Source organism: Sedimenticola selenatireducens, assembly GCF_007625115.1.
Classification (GTDB): domain Bacteria; phylum Pseudomonadota; class Gammaproteobacteria; order Chromatiales; family Chromatiaceae; genus Sedimenticola; species Sedimenticola selenatireducens_A.
In genome coordinates this window covers 44,283-63,630 of record NZ_VMNH01000009.1, presented here as the reverse complement: position 1 = coordinate 63,630, position 19,348 = coordinate 44,283, and the positions used below count along the sequence as shown (strand labels likewise).

Here is a 19,348-nt window from a genome sequence, read left to right as displayed (position 1 = left end):
TTGATTGAGCTATGTCAGAAGTGAACCATGAGCAATATTCCTGAAAACGGTACGCATCAGATCATTGCGGATAAAGAGTGCATCTTCTATGACGGCTACTGGATCCGCTACTACCCTACCCCGGAAAACACCCTCGCCAATCGTAAAAAACTGATCGACGACCTGACTCGTCGCGCTTTCCATCATACAGAAAGTGGCATCAATACTCCGGGAGAGCGACTGGAAGAGGCCCGCGAGGCCTATGAACAGGAGCATGATCTTGCAAAAAAACGGGTCAACGGGGCCATGTTGGCCGGCGCCCTGTTCAATCGCGCATCGGATATTTTTAATGCCATCGTTGATCTTGAAGCCAAAGGCGTCAAGGTCAACCATGATAATGAACTTATGGTACGTTGCGGTGACTACTTCAAAGAGGCGCTGGAACTCGGCAAATTGGTCAAACACTACAGTGGGCATGAAGGCATTGATGAGCTGTGGGGCGAACCGTTCAAGGCCTTTTCGCATCCGCTTGAGCAGCTGTTCGAATCACGCTATCGCAAGATCGCCCAATCGATGAACGATATTGATCGGGTTACACACCAAATAGTACTCACATTCACAGGCGATGAATACTTTGAACCCGCCATCCCTTTCGTTCTGAACTATTCCCGTGCAGCGAAACAACAGATTGAAGTCATTAAACAAGACAAGGCACTCTTTACCGTCTGGCCTGACTTTGTCTCTTCACGAGAGCGGATCGAACAGTTCAATGACACCCTGCCAATCACTACCGATAGAGAAAAACAGCGGCATATTGATCAAGGCGTGAAGTTGATCACCGCAGGAACCCAACTTATCACCTATCTTTCAGGTGCTAGGGTTCCAATGCCCAAAAGCACCAGTGAATTTCTGGAGCAGTGCCAATACTATCATGAGAGCTGGTCAGTAAAGCGCTGAAACCACTCCATCGGCACTCTCCAATAGATGATCTAATCCTGTGGAGAAGCCGGACATCGACGACCTGACACGCACAACGATCGGAAAATTTCAGATCCGCAAACTGCTCGGCAGAGGTGCCACTGCCTCTGTCTACCTGGCCGAGGATCCCTTTTCAAAATCCGAAGTTGCCATAAAAATTGCCCACCAGAACATCTTCAGCGATCCGGTCAATGGCGCTCGCTTCAAGAAAATGTTTATCAACGAGGCAAGCCTCGCAGGCAAACTGCGTCACCCCTATATTGTGACCGTATTTGATGCGGGTACCGAACATGACATGCACTACATCGTCATGGAGTACATCAACGGCCACACGCTCAAACGTTATACAAATCCGGATAGCCTTCTACCGATTGATGATGTGGTCGAGATTATATTCAAATGCTGTAACGCCCTTGAATATGCGTTCCTAAACGGTCTGATCCACCGCGATATCAAACCTGCCAACCTGCTGACTACAGGCGGCACGGATATCAAGGTCACCGACTTTGGCACAGCACTGCTCACTGACTCAGACCTGACCCAGGTAGTTGATGCGGTCGGCACGCCGAGCTACATGTCCCCAGAGCAGATCATGGGGCAAGAGCTCAGCCAACAAGCCGACATCTACTCATTGGGTGTGGTCATGTATCAGATGCTGAGCGGCAAACTGCCTTTCACTGCTGATAACCAGTTTGATCTGATACAGAAGATATCCAACAAACCACCGACACCATTGGAGGATGTCCGTCGAGGCATACCCAAGGCGATTGTTGGCATCGTCGAGCGCTGCATCAGTAAACAGGCATCTGATCGATACGCTAGCTGGGCGGATCTCGCCTGCGATTTGGCGGCCGTCCATGAACAACTGGAGCACTCATCCAGTATTGATGTTTCAGATACCCGTAAATTTAATATCCTTAAAACGCTCCCCTTCTTCCATCTGTTTACCGATGTGGAACTCTGGGAGGTACTGAGAATTAGCAAATGGCGACGTTTTCGAGGGGCCAAGACGCTTATTGAAGAGGGCAAGATTGGCGGCTCAATCTTTATTCTCGCCTCTGGTGATGCGCGCATCATGAAAAATGATTCATTTCTGGGTCTGATCGAGGCCGGCCAGTGCTTTGGGGAGATGGCCTATATCAACGGCATGAAAAAACCCCGCAGCGCCAGTGTGGTCAGCAACACACCCGTGACTGTCATCAAGATCAAAACGGAGGCCCTGCAGCAGGCCTCAGTTCAGCTACAGATCAAATTTGACAAAGTACTGATGCGGACCCTGGCTGATCGACTCGAAAAGACATCGATGATGGCCTCTGCACTTTAGTCTTTACCCGCCTTGATCTAACACAACGTACAAGTGGTGGGTTTGGTTTTCTGGGTCACACTTAATTCAGCATCATCACCTGAAAAACGTGGATAATGATCTCTCACCATCAGGCGGGGTTCAGTAAAGGGAGCCAACCGCTCAAGAAAATCGAGCAGGCTGAATGTCGGGCTGGCGACAAAAAACTGCGCCCCCGGAAAGTCCAACCACAGTTGATCGGCGTAGGCGTATAACTCATAAGGTGTGTCTCCACTGCCATTCTGGTCCTGATCAAAACCGGCATAATCGCTCCAATAATTACCTCCCCAGCGATTTTTCAATGCACCACCCCCATTCCTGACGGCAACCGGAAGGTAGTTATTAACGAACCGATTAGCGGATAGATGATTGCCCCCTCGGTCACTCAAGAACTGGATACCCACGGTATTGTGAGCAATCAGATTGGCGCTGACATAGTTTGGGAGATCATGATCTTCTGGCGATAAGTCCAACGCTATACCAATCTTGACGTTGAATATGCGATTCTCCTCTATGCGTGCACTGGAACTCTCTTTGAGACCAATGCCAACGCCGGTTACATCCCGGATCTCTGCCACCAGATTCTGCTGGATAACCAGACCATTAGCCTTCAGGGCAAAAATACCCGCCTCATTATCAATAAAACGATTACCTTTAATCTGGGTACCCTGCGAATTCACCACATGCAGCGAATAACGCCCTCCCTGTACCTGGTTTTCTGCCAGATAGTTCTCCCGTGAATCAAGGATAATCACATCACGGGCGTTTAGAATTCTATTCTGTGTGATTTTGTTGCCAACGCTGTACCAAATGCGCAGACCATCACCCCGCTGTGCCAACTCACGCACTTTGGACTGGATGGTATTTCGTCGCACAATGCCATGCTCTGATTGATGAAGCGCAATTCCAAACAGCACATCATCCAGCCGGTTATCCTTAATGACATTAAATTTGCCAGAGACCAGGATTCCGGCATCCAGCTCATTGTGCCGATCACCTGATCCGGTAATGTGCAGATTACTCAGACGGGCTCCATCGGTATCGATAGTGATCACCGTCCCTACCCCACCTCCGTCAATTGTCACTTGGCCTGCGCCATCAATAGTCAACGGCTTATCAATCAGTACCGGGCCGCTATAGCGACCAGGTGGCAACTGCAGAGTAGCACCAACCTCCGCTGCATCAATAAGCGGCTGAAGGGGTGTCATACCCATAACGGAATGAGGAGAGAGGGCAATCCAGATCATCAGGCACTGGGCAAAGTGTCTCAGCAAAGGTAACCTCATAATCTGTAAAAAGTGAAATAGTCGGACCACTCTGTCATCAGGAATAAATATTCTGAAAACAGCGGGGCGCTGAACAGCGCAGCGTAACAGATGATGGTAAAGCATAATTTGATATGGATTAAGCAGCATGAGCAGAACAGTACTCATCACCGGAAACAGCAGTGGCCTGGGTAAAGGTCTTACCGAAGCCTATCTCGAAAAGGGCTTCGAGGTATATGGCATGAGCCGACGTGGCTACGCTTCATCGAAGCATAAACTGAATGATATTCGTTGTGATCTTACCGATTACGAATCCGTACCCTTGGCCCTCGAAACCCTGCTAATGGGGATTAGCCATCTGGATGTGGCCATCTTGAATGCCGGCATCCTTGGAAAAATGCAGGACATGGCAGACACTAGCCTGGAGGAAATCCGCAGAGTCATGGAGGCCAATGTCTGGTCCAACAAAGTGCTGCTGGACTGGCTATTGAAATCAGGTATCCGTATTGACCAGATCGTGCTTATCTCATCCGGTGCAGCGGTTAATGGCAATCGGGGCTGGGGAGCTTATGCCCTCTCCAAAGCCACACTCAACATGCTCACCCAGCTCTATGCCCATGAGTTTCCACACAGCCATTTGGTTGCACTGGCACCCGGCCTGGTAGATACCGCGATGCAGGACGTGCTATGTGATCCGGTTCAGGTAGACGACGGGCAGTTCCCCTCAGTCAAGAAACTGCGGGCCGCGAGAGGGACAGAAAACATGCCCAGCGCCACTGTCGCGGGTCAAATGATCGCTGATCTGATCCCTTCTCTAAAACAGTTGCCGAGTGGCAGCTTTACTGACGTGCGCACACTCATGCAAGGCCAATAGACGGTGCCAAAGATTATTCTCACCACCCTCAACGCAAAGCATATCCATGCCTCACTTGGTTTACGTTACCTGTATGCCAATATGGGTGAATTGCAAACGCAAACAGCCATCCAGGAGTACACCCTTGAACCCTGGCCTATTGATATCGCGGAACAGCTTCTCATTGATAAGCCTCGTATTATCGGGATTGGTGTCTACATCTGGAATGCAGAAAGAAGTCAGCAACTGGTCGCCCTGCTAAAACAGATCAGCCCAGAGACAGTGATCATTCTCGGTGGCCCCGAGGTCAGTTATGAGTGGCAAGACCAGCTTATTGTCGACCAGGCCGATTATCTGATTGCAGGCCAGGGGGACCATGCCTTTGCCCAACTCTGTCAGCAACTGTTTGCCGGTGAAAGGCCCATCCAAAAGGTCATACAGGCCCCGGCACCCTCACTGGATACGCTTGCACTCCCCTACGCCTTCTACAGTGACGAGGACATCAAACACCGGCTGATCTATGTAGAAGCATCACGCGGCTGTCCTTTCAAATGCGAGTTCTGTCTCTCGGCCCTGGACAAAACCTCGCGCCCTTTTCCCGAGCAACTGTTCATGGAATCACTCGAGCAGCTCTATCGACGTGGAGTAAGGCATTTCAAGTTTGTTGACCGCACCTTCAATCTGAATCCACAACAGAGCATCAAAATACTGAATTTTTTCCTGGATCGGCTGGATGATCAGTTGTTCCTCCATTTTGAAGTGATCCCTGATCACCTACCGCAATCATTGAAGGCCGTACTGAGCCAATTTCCAGCAGGCTCCTTACAACTGGAGATTGGCATTCAGAGCTTCAACCCAGAGGTCCAGGCCATCATCAGTCGCAAGCAGGATAATGAGAAGAGCCGAGAAAATTTACGCTGGCTGCGCCAGGAGACACAAGCCCATCTTCACGCCGACCTGATTATCGGCTTGCCGGGTGAAGACCTAACAAGCTTTGCACAAAGTTTCAATGAACTGGCCGCCCTGTCGCCCCATGAGATTCAGGTCGGTGTTCTTAAGCGGTTAAAGGGCTCACCCATCATTCGCCATTCACAAGCCTATAACATGCGCTACAATCCGGCACCGCCCTATAATATTCTGAGCAATAATCTGCTTGATTTTCAAACCATTCAGCGCCTTAACCGATTCACCCGCTACTGGGAGATGATCGCCAACTCAGGCCGCTTCCAGCATACCCTTCCGCTGATACTGGAAAGACAGCCCTTTGAACGCTTCATGGAATTGAGCAACTGGCTCTATGAAACGACTGGGCAAGTCCACCGGATTGCACTGAAACGTCTGTTTGAGTTGCTGTATACGGGCGTAACCACCACACGCCTCGTTAATCCCGAAGAGGCGATGGCCGCATTATCGTTAGACTTTGCAGATTCGGGGGTAAAAGGACGGCCGCCCTTCCTCATGCAGGAGATGCAACCGATAGCCACCGATGAAACAGGCCAAGATAGCCACAGAGCACGCCAAGCCAGACATCATTAGCTTTTTTAACGCAGCGAGGCAGCATTGCCCCTCCCAGACAGAGTATGATAGTTTGACTTAACCCTGTCACTGGTCAAACAGCCCAATCAATAAAGTTAATACAGCTTCTTCAAATAGAAAAAACACCTCAAAGCTGTACAGACTAAAAGGATTTTTTATTCATGAAATCACTTCGCCAACTCTCATTCACCTCACTGCTACTTGTATCCAGCCTACTCAACGCCGCAGATGCCGAGCAATATATCCAAGAGGCAAAATCCTATCTGGATAACAATGAGCCAAAAGCGGCAATCATTCAGCTGAAAAACGCCCTGCAAGAAAATCCCACCAGTATCGAAGCGCGACTGATGCTGGGAAAAATCTATCTGCAAGCAGGTGATGGAGCTTCCGCAGAAAAAGAGTTTGAGCGTGCGAAAAAGCTGAACGCCGCAAAAAGTTACTGGGAACAGGATCTTGCAAAGGCTTACCTGTTACAGAGGAAGTATCATGAGATTCTCGACAACATCGTCGATGATCCAAACAGTTCAAGCGAAGAGCGCGTCGCCATCCTACTGATCAGAGGCGATGCGCACCTGGGGTTACGCCAATTGAAGGAGGCGAGAGAAACCTTCGGCCAGGCGCAAACCGTCAATAGCGAATCACAAGAGGCCATGCTCGGTTTAATTATGGCTGATCTCGCCGAGAACAAGCGCAGTGAAGCATTGGCGAGCGTTGACAGTCTCCTCTCCCGCTACCCTGACAATGTCTCTGCACTGGTACTTAGGGCAGAACTAAATATGCAGACGGGAGGCGTAGACGTTGCCCGGACTGATTTTAATAAAGCGATCTCTTTGCAGGGAAAAAATATCCGTGCGCTCCTGGGGCGCGCCAACATCAACCTTGCCAGCGGAAAATTGGAAGAGACCAAGAGCGACCTGGCCGAACTTGAAAAACTGGTCCCAGGACATCCAAAACTGTTGCATCTAAGTGGCACAGTGGCACTGCTCGAGAAAGATATTGATAAAGCCGACACACTACTGCAACAAGCCCACACTGCCGATCCAAACAACTTGCAGACCCAGACCATGCTGGGTGCTACCAATCTTTATAAAGGCAACCTGGAAGCGGCGCATGAGCACCTCTCTCAGGTACTAAAGGCCCAGCCGGCCCTGCTACCCGCTATTAAACTGCTTGCCTCCGTACAGCACAAACTCAAACAGCCAGAGGAAGTCATAAAGCTGCTTGAACCCGCCTCAAGACACTATCCCAACGACGCTCAACTGATGGCGATGTTGGGCACTGCCTACATGCAAGTTAAGCGCTTTGAAGAGGGTTCAGCCTTGATGTCCAAAGCGATCGAGATCTCACCTGACCTAGCCTCCTATCGCACACAACTTGCACTGGGGTTATTGGCACAGGGCAAGACCGGAGAAGCGATCCATGAGCTGGAATCTACAACCGGTATGGAACAAGAGTTTGTCCAAGCCGATGTCCTGCTGGTGCTCTCCCATATCAATAAAAAGAATTATGACAAAGCGCTGGAAGCGAGTATGTCCTTGGAGAAAAAATCTCCAGATAATCCAGTCAGCCACAATCTTACCGGACTGGCCTATCTCATGGCAGGCAAGCACGATGAGGCAGAGCAGCGCTTTAACAAGGCACTCCAGGTAGATCCAACCTTTATCACTGCCCACGCCAACCTCGCTCGACTGGCCATGCAAAAGGACGACATTGAACAGGCAAAAGCCCAGTTGGAAGCGGCCCTGAAAAAGGCCCCGAAAAATACCACCGTACTTATGGGACTGGCCGACATCGCAAAACGCAAGGGCGATCTGGCCCGCATGAATGAACTGTTGGAACGCGCCCATAACGGCGAACCTAAAAGCAGTCGGCCCGGCCTTATCTTGGCACAGAACTACCTGGCTGATGGCGAACCGCTCAAAGCACTGCGCATGACCAGCCAACTCTCTACAGACTTCCCTAAAGAACCAGCGGTACTAGCGATTCACGGAAAAACTCAAATCACCTCGGGCGATGCAATCAATGCCGTCACAACCTTTAAGCGGCTCCAGGATATTGTAAAGAGTGCTGAGACACTCCAAATGCTCGGAAATGCACAACAAGCCGCAAAACAGTTTGATGATGCCAGAGTCAGTTATCAGCAAGCCCTCGAAGATAAACCTGACTTCGTTCCCGTTTTGATTGGACAGTACAGCCTGGAACTCAGTACAGGTAACTTGGAACTGGCATTGACACATGCCCGGTCCATACAGAAGGCCCTGCCTGATAACGCAATCGGTTATGAGTTTGAAGCCACGGCTTACGCTTTCCAAAATAAGCCCAAGCAGGCCATACCGCTCTATGAAAAAGCGCGGCAGATACAGGCATCTGAGAAAGTGACTATGTTGTTAGCCGGACAATACCAAGCTGCGGGAGACCCTGAGCGTGGACTCTCACTCCTCAATGACTGGATCACCCAGCATCCTGATCAGCTGCAACCCCAGCTCAACCTAAGCATGATGCTGCTCAGTCAGGGGCGTAATGATGAATCCATCGCCGCCTATGAGAAAATATTGCAGGCCGATAAGGATAACCTGATCGCACTCAACAATCTGGCCTGGCTCTATTCCACAAAAAATGACAAGCGCGCTTCCCAGATAGGCAAACGAGCCTACGATTTGGCCCCGCGTCGGCCTGAGATCATCGATACTTATGGATGGATACTGGTGCAGGAAGGTGATTACAAGCAAGGATCGGAGATCCTCAAGCAGGCCGCTGAGCTGGCGCCCAAAAATCAGGAGATTGTCTATCACCTTGGCTACGCGCTCAACAAGCAGGGTGAGAAGCAACAGGCTAAGGCCTTCCTTAAACGCGCTATCGCAATCGATGAAAAGAGTGAACTGGCAAAAACAGCTCAAAAACTGATCGAGACCTTGAACTAGAAAACACCACAAAAGATCTCCCGGATATGCCCGTATCCGGGAGGCCAATCGCCATCTCTTCGATATACCCAAACAAAGGTATTGAGTACGCTAAATTGATACTGGTAACTTTTCACGGGTAAAAAATGGACTTGAGGTATAAGGGCGTAACACCAGGCGCTGTTACGCCAGCAATTTCTACCTAGACTGAAACCGGAGTTACATCAAGATGAGATACAGAGTCATAATCCCGCTGCTAATGATTCTCCCCCTGGCTGGACAGGCCATGACGGGTGGCCCCTGCCGGTATACCCCCGTGGAGACCGATGGGCAGGTGACTGCCGCGACAGACCTTGAGGTACAACTGGCGACGAATGCCCTCGGCCCTGTCACGTTGGAACGCAAGCATTTCCCAATCATGCCCTCCGTCGGTTCACGTTATCATCTGCAACTCCAGACACTGAGCGAAGGGGCCTGCAATCCATTCCAGGTAACGGGACTGGCGCCCAGTGCCCCTGCGAACTGATCAACAAATAGATAGAAGAAAGTGAAGAGCAAAAACAGCATTACATGAAAAGCGTACTGTTTAATAAACCGATAACTCAACGATCGCCATCTGTGAAAGATCACGGATATGACCTCTAATCTGCAGACCAGCCCGTGCGAAATATCCCCTAGATAAGTGATCTACTCAAATACTAAATAGTTTGCCTTTCCATAGGTGATTGAATTAACTAACCCAACTCGACTTTTTCTTAATTTAAATTAAAACCAATCTCGCCAACGGAAAAAGGCCCATAGGCCACCGGCAATCACAATAATTGATAAGGTCACGACAGCAAAACCTAGCGGACTATCAGCACCGGGTATGCCACCAACATTTATACCGAGCAGCCCCGTCAAAAATGAGAGTGGCAGAAAAATCGCAGAAATAATCGCCAACACATACATCCGTGTATTTGTCTGTTCCGTTAGATTACTGATCAATGATTCATGGACAACACCTGCACGTTCCCTCGCCGCATCCAAATCCTCTACAAAACGTGTAAGACGATCAAAAGCTTCTCTTAAACGTAAATGATGCTCATCCGTCAATATTACCGTTCGCTCCGAGGATAGGCGATTGAGCGCTTCACGTTGTGGCGCCAGAAAACGACGCAATGCAATGGTCTGCCTACGAATACTTGCTATTTGCCCTCTTTGTTGATGACTGGATACCAAAAGAACCGACTCTTCCAACTGATCCACCAAATCATATAAATCTTCTATAACCACACCCGCTCGATCAAGTAGCAACTCAACAAGCTGGACAAGAAAATCCCCCGTTGTTTCTGGACCCATTCCTTGGTGAATAGACTCACGCATATCGTCAAGTGATAGTAATTTACGCAGACCCAAGGTATAAATACGCTTTTCGCCGACCCAGAGTCTCAGGCTAACCATGTCCTCAGGATCAGCACCCGGATTAAGGTTAACTGCTCTGAGAAAAAGCATCAGTCCACCATCGGCCATCACGCAGCGCGGACGCGTCTCAACCTGCAATAAAGCTTCAACCGTTAGTGCTGATAGGCCACTGCATTCAACCATCCACTCTTGAACTTCCGGTTGTGAATAATTAAGGTGCAACCACAAAGAAGCCTTAGCATCAACATGCTGACTCACCGCCTGTTCCCAGATGAGCTTGTTTCCACCACCGCTACCGTCAAGCAACCAACAATTTGTTAATTCGTCCATTGTTTCTTCAGCCATAGCATATAAAAAATGTTTGAGTGCGATTGTCCATCTCACTGAGATGAAGTGCAATCAGCACCCGGCTAAGTGCCTAAAAGAATAGCATAACAACAGACATCCACATCTATTGATAAATTAGTAGTAAATCTCATATTTTCTCCATACCCTCCATTTCAGCACAACCGATTCATATGATAGTGTGGTCAGTAATATCAGCATCAGCTAGAGAGAACAAAATGAGCCAGACAGAAGAATCGACTATTGCAGGTGAGCACGCAGTGCAGATAAGCATGATTGATCTCTTGCGGCGATCCATTAAGGAGGGTAAATCTATAGATGAAAAAACAGCCATCCTCGATCAATTAATCAGCTACACCGAGGTACATTTCATGTCCGAACAGCTGATCATGCGTCAACACAGTTATGAAGGGTACGACGAGCACGATGGAGAGCATGACATTCTAATGGAGCAACTGCTAACAATTAACAACCAAGTGCTTTCCAATGAGACCAGGCTGGAAATCAAGCTACTTAGAGAGCTACGTGAACTCCTTCTGACCCATATTGCTACACATGATAAAAAACTAGCTAACTATCTCGCTTCAACGGAAAATTGATGTGCCCTTTCACAAAAAAGAACGAGACCACCCTATTTAATTCGTCTTTGTAGCTGCGGCATGAATTTACGACTAAACTCTGAATGCCGTATTTCATAAATCTGCATTGAGATGCATAGCTACTGAAGGAATATACCCATGAAAAATAATGTAATAGCTGTGGTAATTAGCACGTGCGCCCTTTTTGGTTCATTCTCGGTAAATGCGGAGGAGCGGCCGATGGGATTTTTTGTGACCAGTGAAGGCATGGGCAATGGCGCTGATCTGGGAGGATTGGAAGGGGCTGACGCCCATTGCAAAAAACTGGCGTCTGCTGTGGGTGCAGGTGACCGAGACTGGAGAGCTTATCTCAGTACAGAAGAAGAGGGTAAACGGGGCATTTCAGCAAGATCACGTATCGGAAATGGCCCATGGTACAACGCGCGTGGGATTCTGATCGCAACCAATCCAACCGATCTACACCTATACAATAGAACGATCACTTTAGAAACGGCACTTGATGAGGCAGGCAATCGCATAAAAGGCCGTGGTGATAAACCCAATGAACATGACATATTAACCGGCAGCCAGGATGATGGCACCGCCTATTTCCCGGATGAGGCTGACCACACTTGCAGCAACTGGACCAGCAGTGATAAAGGAAGCGCGCAAGTGGGCCACCACGATCGTCACGGTGGCGGAAATACATCTTGGAGCTCAGCCCATCCATCACGCGGATGTAGCCAGGAAGGCCTGATTAGCACAGGTGGTGCAGGAAAGTTTTATTGCTTTGCCGCCGACTAGCACCTTCAATTGGCAAAGATTATTTGCTGTTGATTACATAACATAAACATCCGTCACACTGCGATTCTTTGTACTTATTCGGGCAGCCCATTAGGGCTGTCTTTTATGGGATCACAATGACATTGATGCTGACAAAGCGCTGAAAAATATCCCGCAAACTAAACCCAACTCCTTCCTTTAAATGAACTCCCGCTATTGGCAGGATGTGAAAAATTGTCAACATTGGCATTGTCGCATTCACTGAAACGACGTATCAGTATAAGCTTACCCATCGCCCTTCAACTCGTGCCTTAATCTGCTGTGGAGCTAACAATGGAAATAAATGGAATCCTTGGACTCATTCTTTTACTCGCAGACATCTTCGCAATTATTAAAATTGTACAAAGTTCAGCATCAACAGGTTTAAAAATAGTGTGGATTGCAATTGTCCTTATACTGCCTCTTATCGGACTGATTATCTGGTATCTTATGGGCCCTGGAGATAAAAAAATGCAGCTCTGATGGCCAATTGAAAACGGCATTCGCATATAAGTAAGACCTAGCCACCCAAGGTATATGTGAAACATTAAGTCGAGGACATAAATGCAGACAAAAGGTTAAAAGCGCAGATTTCTGATTAAATTATTGATGGTAAAAAATCTTAAAACAGCACGCCGCACGACAAGACGTGGATCAGCTATCGTCACTCGCCGCTATAATTCTTAACACATCTTCAAAATTTTCCTGCTTCAGATAATCGAGAAACGTCTTCGCTGCCCGCGTTAAATGCTTACCCTTTCGATGTACGGCATACCAGTTACGGCACAACGGGAAACCCTCTACATTCAGTAGCGCGAGTTGTTTGTTCTGAAGCTCCAACTTGAGACTAAATGAGGAGAGAATACTGATACCAAGATCAGACATTACAGCCTGTTTAATCGCCTCTCCACTGCCAAGCTCCATATAAGGCTCGATAACAATACCCCGCTCCTTGAACACCTGTTCACTGGTAAGTCGAATTCCGGATCCGAGCTCTCGCGTAATGATACGTTCAGAGGCCAGCTGTTCAGGCTGTATTTTTTTCTTCTTTGCGAGCGGATGATTGGGGTGCGCTAAGACTACCAATTGATCTTCAAGAAAGGCATCTACCTCAATATCATCACGCGAAGGGAGGGTAGCCATAATGTAGATATCATCCGCGTTCGCCTCAATACGCTCAATGATTCGCTCGTGGTTACTCACTTTGAGTTTTGGCACCACTTGGGGGTATTTTCGCAGAAAGGTTCCAAGGTATTGCGGCAGGAAATATTTTGCTGTGGTAACTGCCGCAAGCCGCAGTGGCCCCGTGACCTCCCCATGAAACTCTTTTAACTTCTCTTCAAAATCTGAGAGCTTGTCGAAAATCTCACGACAGGTATCCAGCAACGCTTTCCCTTCTGCGGTCAAGAAAATCTGGTTTCCCATCTTCTCGAATAGAGTAGCGTCAAGTATCTCTTCGAGTCGCTTTACCTGAATCGATACCCCTGGTTGCGACAGGTGTATCTCCTCCGCCGCACGGGTATAACTACGATGCTCAGCAACCGCCTGGAATACGCGCAACTGCTGTAAGGTAGCCCGGATCATCCCTACTCTCCCATTCCTCAGTCATAAACAATTCATTATGACACCCATATTTACTATTAATTTCCATTATTAATCCAGATCCATAAAACTTCAAGCCTGGATTAACAAAGCGCAGCGGCTGATTAAAACGCCGCAAACTTATGCGAGTTAGGAAGAGGAGCGAAACAACATGGCTGTCAAAAGCTACAACGCGGGCGTTAAAGAGTACCGCGAAACTTACTGGATGCCGGAATATACCCCTACAGATACCGATATCCTGGCGTGCTTCAAGGTCACCCCTCAGCCGGGCGTACCCCGTGAAGAGGTTGCTGCTGCGGTTGCTGCCGAGTCTTCAACCGGCACCTGGACCACAGTCTGGACTGACCTGCTGACCGACCTGGATCACTACAAGGGTCGTGCCTACGCCATCGAAGACGTACCCGGTGACGACACGTGCTTCTACGCGTTTGTTGCTTACCCCATTGACCTGTTTGAAGAGGGCTCAGTGGTTAACGTCATGACCTCGCTGGTAGGTAACGTTTTCGGCTTCAAGGCCCTGCGTGCACTGCGTCTGGAAGATATCCGCTTCCCCATCGCCTACGTCATGACCTGTAATGGCCCCCCACAGGGCATTCAGGTCGAACGCGACCTGCTGAACAAGTATGGCCGTCCGCTACTGGGTTGTACCATCAAACCCAAGCTGGGACTCTCCGCCAAGAACTACGGCCGTGCCTGTTATGAAGGCCTGCGTGGTGGCCTCGACTTTACCAAGGACGACGAGAACGTCAACTCCCAGCCCTTCATGCGCTGGCGTCACCGCTTCGACTTTGTGATGGAGGCCATCCATAAAGCTGAAGTCGAAACCGGAGAACGTAAAGGTCACTACCTGAACGTTACCGCACCGACTTCCGATGAAATGATGAAGCGTGCGGAATACGCCAAGGAGATCGGCGCGCCGATCATCATGCACGATTACATCACCGGCGGTTGGTCTGCCAATACCCAGCTGGCGCAGTGGTGTCAGGACAACGGTATGCTGCTGCATATTCACCGTGCCATGCATGCGGTACTGGATCGTAACCCGCACCACGGTATCCACTTCCGTGTACTGACCAAGATCCTGCGTCTCTCCGGTGGTGACCACCTGCACTCCGGCACGGTTGTGGGCAAGCTGGAAGGCGACCGCGATGCCACTCTGGGCTGGATCGACATCATGCGCGACAGCTACATCAAGGAAGACCGCTCACGCGGCATCTTCTTTGATCAGGACTGGGGGTCAATGCCAGGTGTAATGCCTGTTGCCTCCGGCGGCATTCATGTCTGGCATATGCCGGCGCTGGTCAACATCTTTGGCGACGACTCCGTACTGCAGTTCGGTGGTGGCACCCTCGGTCACCCCTGGGGTAACGCGGCAGGTGCAGCAGCCAACCGTGTGGCAGTTGAAGCCTGTGTCGAAGCACGTAACCAGGGTCGTGAACTTGAGAAAGAAGGTAAGGATATTCTTACTACAGCGGCTGAACACAGTCCTGAACTCAAAATGGCCATGGAGACCTGGAAAGAGATCAAATTCGAGTTCGATACCGTCGACAAACTGGACGTTTCACATAAGTAACAGACTTGAGAGATTTGGCGGCTCCAGATATCTCGGAGCCTGCCTAGTCTCAGTGAATTGATTTCGTATATATCGACATTGAATGAAGGAATTTAAAAATGAGTACAGTGCAAGACTATAAATCGAGCCTGGGTGATAACACCAGTCGCAAGTTCGAAACCTTTTCATACCTGCCAGCAATGGATGCAGCGCAGACACGCCAACAGATCGAGTTCATCGTGAGCAAGGGCTGGAACCCTTCCATTGAACATACCGAGCCTCAGAACGCTAGCGGCAGCTACTGGTACATGTGGAAACTGCCGATGTTTGGCGAGACTGACGTCGATGCCATCCTGGCTGAACTGGAAGCGTGCCACAAGGCACACCCGGAAAACCATGTGCGTCTGCTGGGGCTGGATAACTACGCCCAATGCGCAGGGGCTTCAATGGTCATCTACCGAGGCAATGTGGTTTAAGACCCTATAAAAGAGTAAAGATAAAACCCCCGACCGAATCGTGTCGGGCGGGGGTTTCTATCGAAAGGGTGGTTCTATTTAATCCACTAACCAACCTATCAGAGAGATAAACAATGGCTAAACCTGACCGATATGTAGGCGTTGACAAAGATATCAATGGTGGCATGACCACCATCGGGAAAGTTATCCGCGACGCTTGGGTATTTGAGCTGATCCCTGAGACTGAAACATGCGAGGGCTGGAACCTTGCCGGCATTGACGCGCTGTTACAGAAGGTCAATACCGAATGGGACAAGTATGGCTGCCTGGTCAGTCATCTCCCTGAAACACTTGTCGGGCGTCACAGCCGAATTCATGGAAATGCCATGACCCTGGCAAAAGCCGCTGGCTGGAACGGCAACGTCGAAACCGACGACGAAAGCTAAACTCATCGAGATATAAAAGAAGGTCTGTCATGTCAGTCACAACAGTAGATCCAAAACAGTACATTGTTAAGAACGAGCCCTACTACGAGCAAGTGGGAAAAGAGATTGCCCTCTATGAGGCGGCCTATAATGTACGCATGCCGATGATGCTCAAGGGACCAACCGGCTGTGGCAAATCCCGTTTTGTCGAGTACATGGCTTACAAGCTGAACAAGCCACTGATCACCGTGGCCTGTAATGAAGATATGACCGCCTCCGACCTGGTAGGCCGATTCCTGTTAGATAAGGATGGAACAAAATGGCAGGATGGACCACTGACAACCGCTGCGCGAATTGGTGCGATATGCTATCTCGACGAGGTCGTTGAAGCGCGACAGGACACCACCGTTGTCATCCATCCACTCACCGACCATCGTCGCTCGCTTCCCCTGGACAAGAAAGGTGAGTTGATCGAAGCCCACCCGGACTTCCAACTCGTCATCTCTTACAACCCAGGTTATCAGAGCCTGATGAAGGATCTAAAGCAGTCAACCAAACAACGTTTTGGTGGACTTAATTTCGATTACCCGGGCGCGGAGAAAGAAGCCGAGATTGTCTGCAAGGAATCTGACGTTGATCTCACTACTGCAGGCAAACTGGTACAGATTGCGCACCGCGCCCGCAACCTGAAAGGCCACGGTCTGGATGAGGGTATATCAACACGCCTTCTGGTCTATGCCGGGCAGTTGATCGCCAAGGGAATTGACCCTGTGGAAGCCTGCTCGATGACCATGGTGACGCCACTGACGGATGACCCTGATATGCGTGACACACTCGACGCAGCAGTACAGACATTCTTCGGCTGATCAATCATTCACGCAGGAGATACAGCGTTAATATCGGACGGTTTGCCTGATCTATTTCAAACTTACTGCCAACGCTGTAACCCTGTGGTCAGGTATCAACAATGAGTATTAATCTCGAAGACTACGAAGCGCTTCTGGGAGAAGTAGCACCTGAAATACGTGATGTATTAGAAGGCACTTTTCATGAAGCGGCACGCATCATGTCACCTGCCGGATTGCAGGATTACATGGATGGTGCAAAGAGCCTGTCTAATCTTGGTCGGGGCAGTGATGTTGTCATCACTTACGTCCAGGAGATGCCCCTGGTTGTGAAAGAGTGTGGCGAGGACATCATTCCTGACTGTATCACTGCCGCCATGAAACTCGCCTCTATGGTCTCTGGCGAAGTGGTCGGCTTGCTCTTCAGTAGTCTGCCTTCTGCCGCGCGTAACCTGGGTGATGCCGAACTGCTGCGTGGCTATTTGACATTGATTCATCAGCTCTCAGGTACTGCCGCACGCGGCCTGCGTCCGATGCTGAACCACATGGATGAACTGCTCTCCAAACTAACCATTAGCGGGCTTCGTCGCTGGGCCAATTTTGGTGCCCAGGCCTATCGCCGTGACTTTGACAACCTGACCGCCTATTTCAACCTGGAATCGGCAGATAGCAAAGCCATGCTACAGAAGGAACGTCGAGGCATTCTCTTCATCCGCGTGCAGCGCAAACTCAATTTCTATCTGCGTGCCTTATGGGGCCGCGATTTTTTCCTGCGCCCTACAGGTGCCGACTACACCGATTTCAAACCCTATATCGAAAACCGCATCTTTCATCTACCGGATGCGGTCGATAATGTAGGCGAAATAACCGGCCTTGAACTCTATCGCGCCACGGCTGCCCATATGTCCGCTCACATGAGCTATACCACCTCGCGGATCTCTGCAGAACAACTCAGCCCGGCCCAAATGTATTTCATCGGCTTGCTTGAAGATGCACGAATCGAATACAAAGCCATTCAGAATTTTCCCGGCCTGAAGAAGTTATGGGCTACCCTGCTCGCCCATGATTATGAGGGACAGGTGGAACACCCCACAGCGGCCATCCTTGAGGATGTGTCATTGATGCTGCTCGATAGCACTGTTACCACCGATGACGATGAACTCAACGCCTTCGCCGCGCGCTTCCATGAGCAGATTGCAGAACGTCAGGATGACAATACCTTCTCATGGCACATGGGTATGGAACTATTCAATATCTTCTCGGTACGTCGTGAAGTACCCAGCCTGCGCATACTGGAGCGCAACCGCATACCCTATCGGGATGATAACCGCTTTATCTGGGAGTTTGAGGAGTTCGATCTAAACCTGGGCAATGAATACATTCCCGCCAGTCAACGCCAGGTGCGTAAAACAGTCAGCGTGATCGAGATGGCCAACGAAGTTGATTGTGAACTGGCCGGCGATGATGCACAGGAGATTTGGACCTGTGCCACGGAGATGTACCCCTACGAAGACGAAGGGATCAGCTTTAATGACATGTGGGGCAAAGAGGCTGTTTCCGAACCGTTCCATTACCAGGAGTGGGATTACCAGATCCAGTTGCACCGCCCAGACTGGGCAACGGTTTATGAACGCCGACAACCCAAGGGTGATCCGGAAGCAATCAATGCGATTCTTACGGACTATAAACCCATCGCACACCGCATTAAACAGATCATCGACCTGCTCACGCCTGAGGGTGTGCAGCGAGTACGCAATATGGAAGATGGCGATGAGATCGATATCAACGCAGCCATTGACGCCATGGTCTCCATTCGTATGGGTGAGCAACCCAACCCGCGCATCACCATGCGGAATGTACTGAAGAACCGCGACCTCTCCGTTGTTCTGTTACTGGATCTCTCAGAATCCACCAATGAAAAGATGGCGGGCTCGGACAAAACCGTATTGGAACTGACCCGTGAGGCGGCCACCCTGGTTTCAACCGCAATCGAGGGTATCGGTGATCCCTTCGCCGTCCATGGTTTTGCCTCAGATGGTCGACATGATGTGCAGTACTACCGCTTCAAGGATTTCAATCAGCATTTTGATGATGAGGCTAAATCCCGACTGTCCGGCATGAAAGGTGGACTCTCAACACGCATGGGCGCAGCCCTGCGGCATGCGGGCCATCATCTGCTGAAACAGCCGGAACGTCGCAAGCTGATCCTGCTGGTCACCGATGGCGAACCGGCAGATATTGATGAGCGTGATCCACAACATCTGCGTCACGATACCAAAAAAGCAGTTGAGGAACTCTACAGTCACGGCGTACTGAGTTACTGCCTGACACTGGACCCCAACGCGGACAGCTATGTAAAGCGAATCTTTGGCGAGAGTAATTACACCATCATTAATAACGTCGACCGGTTACCGGAAAAACTGCCAACGCTGTTTGCCAGCCTGACCCGCTGATGCTTCATCAAATA

The 19,348-nt window shown here is 49.8% G+C and carries 17 protein-coding genes; 14 read left to right on the top strand and 3 right to left on the bottom strand.

All coding sequences use genetic code 11. The annotated features are described in order from the left end of the window. The first annotated feature begins 27 nt into the window (after nucleotides 1-27). Both FHP88_RS09160 and FHP88_RS09155 read left to right on the top strand, forming a co-directional pair. Complete coding sequence (locus FHP88_RS09160; RefSeq protein ID WP_144358744.1) at nucleotides 28-936, top strand: hypothetical protein; 909 nt, start codon at nucleotides 28-30, stop codon at nucleotides 934-936. 40 nt (nucleotides 937-976) lie between these two features. Beyond that, the gene (locus FHP88_RS09155; protein WP_144358743.1) at nucleotides 977-2,281 is read left to right on the top strand and encodes a serine/threonine-protein kinase; all 1,305 of its coding nucleotides are present in this window, start codon (nucleotides 977-979) and stop codon (nucleotides 2,279-2,281) included. A gap of 17 nt (nucleotides 2,282-2,298) precedes the next feature. Here the strand turns inward: FHP88_RS09155 and nosD are convergent, their stop codons facing one another. Beyond that, complete coding sequence (gene nosD, locus FHP88_RS09150) at nucleotides 2,299-3,573, bottom strand: nitrous oxide reductase family maturation protein NosD (RefSeq protein WP_186297668.1); 1,275 nt, start codon at nucleotides 3,571-3,573, stop codon at nucleotides 2,299-2,301. A gap of 139 nt (nucleotides 3,574-3,712) precedes the next feature. Here nosD and FHP88_RS09145 point away from each other — a divergent pair, with 139 nt between their 5' ends. The 4 genes from FHP88_RS09145 (at nucleotide 3,713) to FHP88_RS09130 (ending at nucleotide 9,379) form a co-directional block, all read left to right on the top strand. Beyond that, nucleotides 3,713-4,438, top strand: a complete 726-nt coding sequence (locus FHP88_RS09145) for an SDR family NAD(P)-dependent oxidoreductase (RefSeq protein WP_144358741.1) — start codon at nucleotides 3,713-3,715, stop codon at nucleotides 4,436-4,438. A gap of 3 nt (nucleotides 4,439-4,441) precedes the next feature. Continuing rightward, entirely contained in the window at nucleotides 4,442-5,953 is a 1,512-nt protein-coding gene (locus FHP88_RS09140) for a B12-binding domain-containing radical SAM protein (RefSeq protein WP_144358740.1), read from the top strand. A 161-nt stretch (nucleotides 5,954-6,114) separates the two neighbouring features. Continuing rightward, entirely contained in the window at nucleotides 6,115-8,874 is a 2,760-nt protein-coding gene (gene prsT / locus FHP88_RS09135) for an XrtA/PEP-CTERM system TPR-repeat protein PrsT (protein ID WP_144358739.1), read from the top strand. A gap of 208 nt (nucleotides 8,875-9,082) precedes the next feature. Further along, nucleotides 9,083-9,379, top strand: coding sequence for a hypothetical protein (locus FHP88_RS09130; RefSeq protein WP_144358738.1), 297 nt, complete (start codon nucleotides 9,083-9,085; stop codon nucleotides 9,377-9,379). A gap of 239 nt (nucleotides 9,380-9,618) precedes the next feature. Here the strand turns inward: FHP88_RS09130 and FHP88_RS09125 are convergent, their stop codons facing one another. Then, nucleotides 9,619-10,587 (bottom strand): zinc transporter ZntB, encoded by a 969-nt coding sequence (locus FHP88_RS09125; protein WP_186297667.1) that lies wholly within the window; start codon nucleotides 10,585-10,587, stop codon nucleotides 9,619-9,621. A gap of 233 nt (nucleotides 10,588-10,820) precedes the next feature. Between FHP88_RS09125 and FHP88_RS09120 the strand changes: the two genes are divergently transcribed. The 3 genes from FHP88_RS09120 (at nucleotide 10,821) to FHP88_RS09110 (ending at nucleotide 12,485) form a co-directional block, all read left to right on the top strand. Further along, complete coding sequence (locus tag FHP88_RS09120; protein ID WP_186297666.1) at nucleotides 10,821-11,201, top strand: bacteriohemerythrin; 381 nt, start codon at nucleotides 10,821-10,823, stop codon at nucleotides 11,199-11,201. A gap of 219 nt (nucleotides 11,202-11,420) precedes the next feature. Further along, nucleotides 11,421-11,984 (top strand): hypothetical protein, encoded by a 564-nt coding sequence (locus tag FHP88_RS09115; protein ID WP_335341526.1) that lies wholly within the window; start codon nucleotides 11,421-11,423, stop codon nucleotides 11,982-11,984. 312 nt (nucleotides 11,985-12,296) lie between these two features. Beyond that, entirely contained in the window at nucleotides 12,297-12,485 is a 189-nt protein-coding gene (locus FHP88_RS09110; protein WP_144358734.1) for a PLDc N-terminal domain-containing protein, read from the top strand. A 171-nt stretch (nucleotides 12,486-12,656) separates the two neighbouring features. Here FHP88_RS09110 and FHP88_RS09105 read toward each other — a convergent pair whose 3' ends face one another. Further along, complete coding sequence (locus FHP88_RS09105; protein WP_144358733.1) at nucleotides 12,657-13,586, bottom strand: LysR family transcriptional regulator; 930 nt, start codon at nucleotides 13,584-13,586, stop codon at nucleotides 12,657-12,659. 169 nt (nucleotides 13,587-13,755) lie between these two features. On the opposite strand from FHP88_RS09105, the gene FHP88_RS09100 reads away from it, so the two are divergent. The 5 genes from FHP88_RS09100 (at nucleotide 13,756) to FHP88_RS09080 (ending at nucleotide 19,334) form a co-directional block, all read left to right on the top strand. Continuing rightward, nucleotides 13,756-15,177: a form I ribulose bisphosphate carboxylase large subunit gene (locus tag FHP88_RS09100; protein ID WP_144358732.1), complete on the top strand. Its 1,422-nt coding sequence runs from the start codon at nucleotides 13,756-13,758 to the stop codon at nucleotides 15,175-15,177. Nucleotides 15,178-15,275: 98 nt separating this feature from the next. Next, nucleotides 15,276-15,632 (top strand): ribulose bisphosphate carboxylase small subunit, encoded by a 357-nt coding sequence (locus FHP88_RS09095; protein WP_144358731.1) that lies wholly within the window; start codon nucleotides 15,276-15,278, stop codon nucleotides 15,630-15,632. 113 nt (nucleotides 15,633-15,745) lie between these two features. Then, nucleotides 15,746-16,057 carry a hypothetical protein gene (locus FHP88_RS09090; protein ID WP_144358730.1) on the top strand — a complete coding sequence of 104 codons (312 nt, stop codon included), beginning with the start codon at nucleotides 15,746-15,748 and terminating at the stop codon, nucleotides 16,055-16,057. 29 nt (nucleotides 16,058-16,086) lie between these two features. Continuing rightward, complete coding sequence (locus tag FHP88_RS09085; RefSeq protein ID WP_144358729.1) at nucleotides 16,087-16,902, top strand: CbbQ/NirQ/NorQ/GpvN family protein; 816 nt, start codon at nucleotides 16,087-16,089, stop codon at nucleotides 16,900-16,902. A gap of 101 nt (nucleotides 16,903-17,003) precedes the next feature. Further along, the gene (locus FHP88_RS09080; RefSeq protein ID WP_144358728.1) at nucleotides 17,004-19,334 is read left to right on the top strand and encodes a nitric oxide reductase activation protein NorD; all 2,331 of its coding nucleotides are present in this window, start codon (nucleotides 17,004-17,006) and stop codon (nucleotides 19,332-19,334) included. The last annotated feature ends 14 nt before the right edge of the window (nucleotides 19,335-19,348 follow it).